Origin of the sequence: Pseudoalteromonas sp. (assembly GCF_041629635.1) — a bacterium.
GTDB lineage: Bacteria > Pseudomonadota > Gammaproteobacteria > Enterobacterales > Alteromonadaceae > Pseudoalteromonas.
In genome coordinates, this window is record NZ_JBFKMX010000245.1 from 1 (window position 1) to 2,726 (window position 2,726).

Below are 2,726 nucleotides of genomic sequence, written 5' to 3' on the forward strand. Positions count from 1 at the left end.
AGCCATTCGAGCAGTATTAACACCAGATTCTTCAAGCTCTTGAAAATCGCAGCTATAACCGCGATAAATATCAATATTATTTTCACTTGGGTAAACTGCCTTATGAGTGTTAGTAACTACACCTAAACCGTTTAATGATTGCTTAGCGTTGTAAGCAGGATCTAAAAGTTGGTTAAGCATTGGTTAATCCTCATAAATATTCATAAATTTATTCATAAGGGCAAGAGTCATTTTACAATCACCTAAAGCGCGGTGAGCTGTGAAATTTTTAGTATCTATATCTTGTTGAGCGCAAGCGTTGGTAAGACGTTGCCAACGGTAAGAAGTACGTCCATAGCGCTCTTGTAATTCACCGTAATATTCCGCGTAATTTTGCATAATGCAGCAAACATCAAAAGCAGTATTCCAGCAATGTTTATCAAAGTCTAAATGCACATTAAAAGATTGATTTAATAAACGGGTATCATAACCAGAGTTATAAATACAAAGTGTTTTACCTGCTAACGCTTCTTGTATTTTTAAACCTAAGTCGATGATTGTAGGGGAATTAACAACCATATCATTAGTGATGTTATGTATGTTAATTGCTTCTTGCGGAATTTTGATTTCTGGATTGACAAGGGTATCTAATAAAACATTACCATAACCATCGATAATTGAGATTTCACATACACGAGCGTATTCATCAAGGCCAGTAGTTTCTGTGTCGAGTACAACTATTTCAGAGCGATATAAATCAAATTGATTTTTATTAGCTGGTAAATTCATAAATATTTCCTTATCAAATCCGTCTTAGTTCTATAACTATTGAACTAAATAGTTATAAAAATAGTTCAATAACGATTGAACTACGGCATACAATAGTTCAATACAAATAGAACTGTCAATATGTCAATTTCATATTTATTGAACTAGAATAACGAAAGGAGGTTATCTATATATGAATTTTAGCTATGAACTCATTGAAAAATATAAAAATTTCAAAGGTTACACACAAGACAAGCAAGTTGTCGCAGATGTAGAAAAAATGCACAAAGGTTTAATGTCTGAAATAAAATCAGGCAAAAAACACTTAACAGCAGATCAAGTGATATTTTTAGCTAATGCTATCGGAATGGAAAGAAACGAAGCATTAGTAAAGTTATCTTTAGAAAGAGCAAAAAGCAAAGAAGAAAAAAAAGTTTGGGAAGATGTCGTAAAAAAGATTAGTGCTGCATGTGCAATTGTTGGTCTATGTATAGGACTTGCAGCAGAACCAGAAAGTCAGGAGGCTTTCAATTAGACCTTATAACCTCTAATGCATATTAAAGTTAAAAAGGGAATCGAAAGATTCCCTTTTTAATTCATATATTTATGTTAATTTATAAATTGTCATTTTATCAATTAGATAGCTTTTTTTGATAGTTTGGCAACTATGTCTAATAAATCATTTTGTATTTCTTCACTATTTGAAATTTTTTCTAGCTCTGCGATCCTTTTTCGTGCATTTTTTAATTGTTCCGTTGTTCGATGTGCTGCCCATTTATAATTATGTAAGTAGGCTATTTCGCCAGATGTAGCTTTGCCAGAAGGGGAATATAAAACACCATTTTTATCTATATACATATCAGCCCACCCATGGCTATTGGGTAAATAACCCCGATACATAATATCAACTAATATTTTAACAGTTGGACAAACTTTACCCGTTTTTAAATAACGTCTTATTTGTCTAGATGATTTACCTAACGATTTTGCGGCAAGTTCATAATCAGATGCAAAGAGTGTATAAAATTGAATTTGAAAATCCTTAACCATTGTTTTAACTCCTTATTTTTTTGGTTAAGGCTGAAAAATAAAAGTATTGTCTTAACAATAGTATTACTCGATAAAACGGCTTGGCTTAGCAAGGGGCGAACCAGCCATATTTTTTTAAAGTAAGGATATTTTGCCATTTTAGATAAGATGAACGGGTTTAGATTTGCAAGGCTTAGCATCAGGGGCAAGCCCCTAATAACCCCAAAAGCAAATAGGACACCTCCCCGCAAAGCGGGTGCCCCTCCTATTTGCTTTTTATTGTATTAGAAATTACTTGCAACCATGTCGCCAGAATCAGGAACATTAGAACCAGCATCAATATTTACACGCGGATAATCACAGGTTAAATAATCATGATAATCTTCAAACTGTATTTCAATTGAACATTGACTACGAACAATGGTTTTATAACCAGCAAGAGCCAAATCAACTAAATTCATTTCAAAAACCACTTGCCCATTTTGGCTGGCTGTAATGTGATAATCCTTAACAAGACGACCTCTATGACGGTTTTGCATCCAGCCAGATATATGAAGTTGAACTTTATAAAATGGATGTATAGGTTTTTTAACTTGCGGCTCTGGTTCTGGCTTTACCTGTTTTGGTTGAGGTTGAGCATTTGCGTATTGGTTTTTATCCTGATGCGGAAGTTGCCCAGGGTTATTAATTTGCTGAACTGGGATAGAAGTCGGGGATTGTTTTGGGGTTAACGGTTTTTGTGGTTCTGGTTTTTGATTAGAAAAACCAGAATAGACAAGATAACCAGCAAGCAAAAACATAGGTATCATGCCTTTGAAGTACCAGTTGTTATACCAGAGCTGCACATCATTAGCGGCTGACTCAATAACAGGTTTAGCGCTTTTAGTATGCGATTGGTAAAACTTAAAATACTTTTGTTGGTATTCCCGTTCTTCGGTATTAATAACTGA

The 2,726-nt window shown here is 34.1% G+C and carries 5 protein-coding genes; 1 reads left to right on the forward strand and 4 read right to left on the reverse strand.

Features of this window, described 5'->3' with window-relative positions; genetic code table 11:
- Together ABYD77_RS18640 and ABYD77_RS18645 are read right to left on the reverse strand one after the other, a co-directional pair.
- The coding region (locus tag ABYD77_RS18640) for a hypothetical protein (protein ID WP_372771594.1) at positions 1–180 on the reverse strand (180 nt) is incomplete at its 3' end.
- Positions 181–183: 3 nt separating this feature from the next.
- Entirely contained in the window at positions 184–768 is a 585-nt protein-coding gene (locus ABYD77_RS18645) for an exonuclease domain-containing protein (RefSeq protein WP_372771595.1), read from the reverse strand.
- Between the two features lie 172 nt (positions 769–940).
- On the opposite strand from ABYD77_RS18645, the gene ABYD77_RS18650 reads away from it, so the two are divergent.
- On the forward strand, positions 941–1,282 hold the full coding sequence (locus tag ABYD77_RS18650; protein ID WP_372771596.1) for a DUF3693 domain-containing protein: 342 nt from the start codon (positions 941–943) through the stop codon (positions 1,280–1,282).
- A 101-nt stretch (positions 1,283–1,383) separates the two neighbouring features.
- Here the strand turns inward: ABYD77_RS18650 and ABYD77_RS18655 are convergent, their stop codons facing one another.
- Both ABYD77_RS18655 and ABYD77_RS18660 read right to left on the reverse strand, forming a co-directional pair.
- Positions 1,384–1,797 carry a hypothetical protein gene (locus tag ABYD77_RS18655; protein ID WP_372771597.1) on the reverse strand — a complete coding sequence of 138 codons (414 nt, stop codon included), beginning with the start codon at positions 1,795–1,797 and terminating at the stop codon, positions 1,384–1,386.
- Positions 1,798–2,060: 263 nt separating this feature from the next.
- Positions 2,061–2,726: hypothetical protein (locus ABYD77_RS18660; protein ID WP_372771598.1), on the reverse strand; the 666-nt coding region annotated here is incomplete at its 5' end.

What these genes read in the sequence shown, in the direction of transcription:
- ABYD77_RS18645 (WP_372771595.1), bottom strand. Translation starts at nt 768, where the DNA reads ATGAATTTACCAGCTAATAAAAATCAATTTGATTTATATCGCTCTGAA.
- ABYD77_RS18650 (WP_372771596.1), top strand. Translation starts at nt 941, where the DNA reads ATGAATTTTAGCTATGAACTCATTGAAAAATATAAAAATTTCAAAGGT.
- ABYD77_RS18655 (WP_372771597.1), bottom strand. Translation starts at nt 1,797, where the DNA reads ATGGTTAAGGATTTTCAAATTCAATTTTATACACTCTTTGCATCTGAT.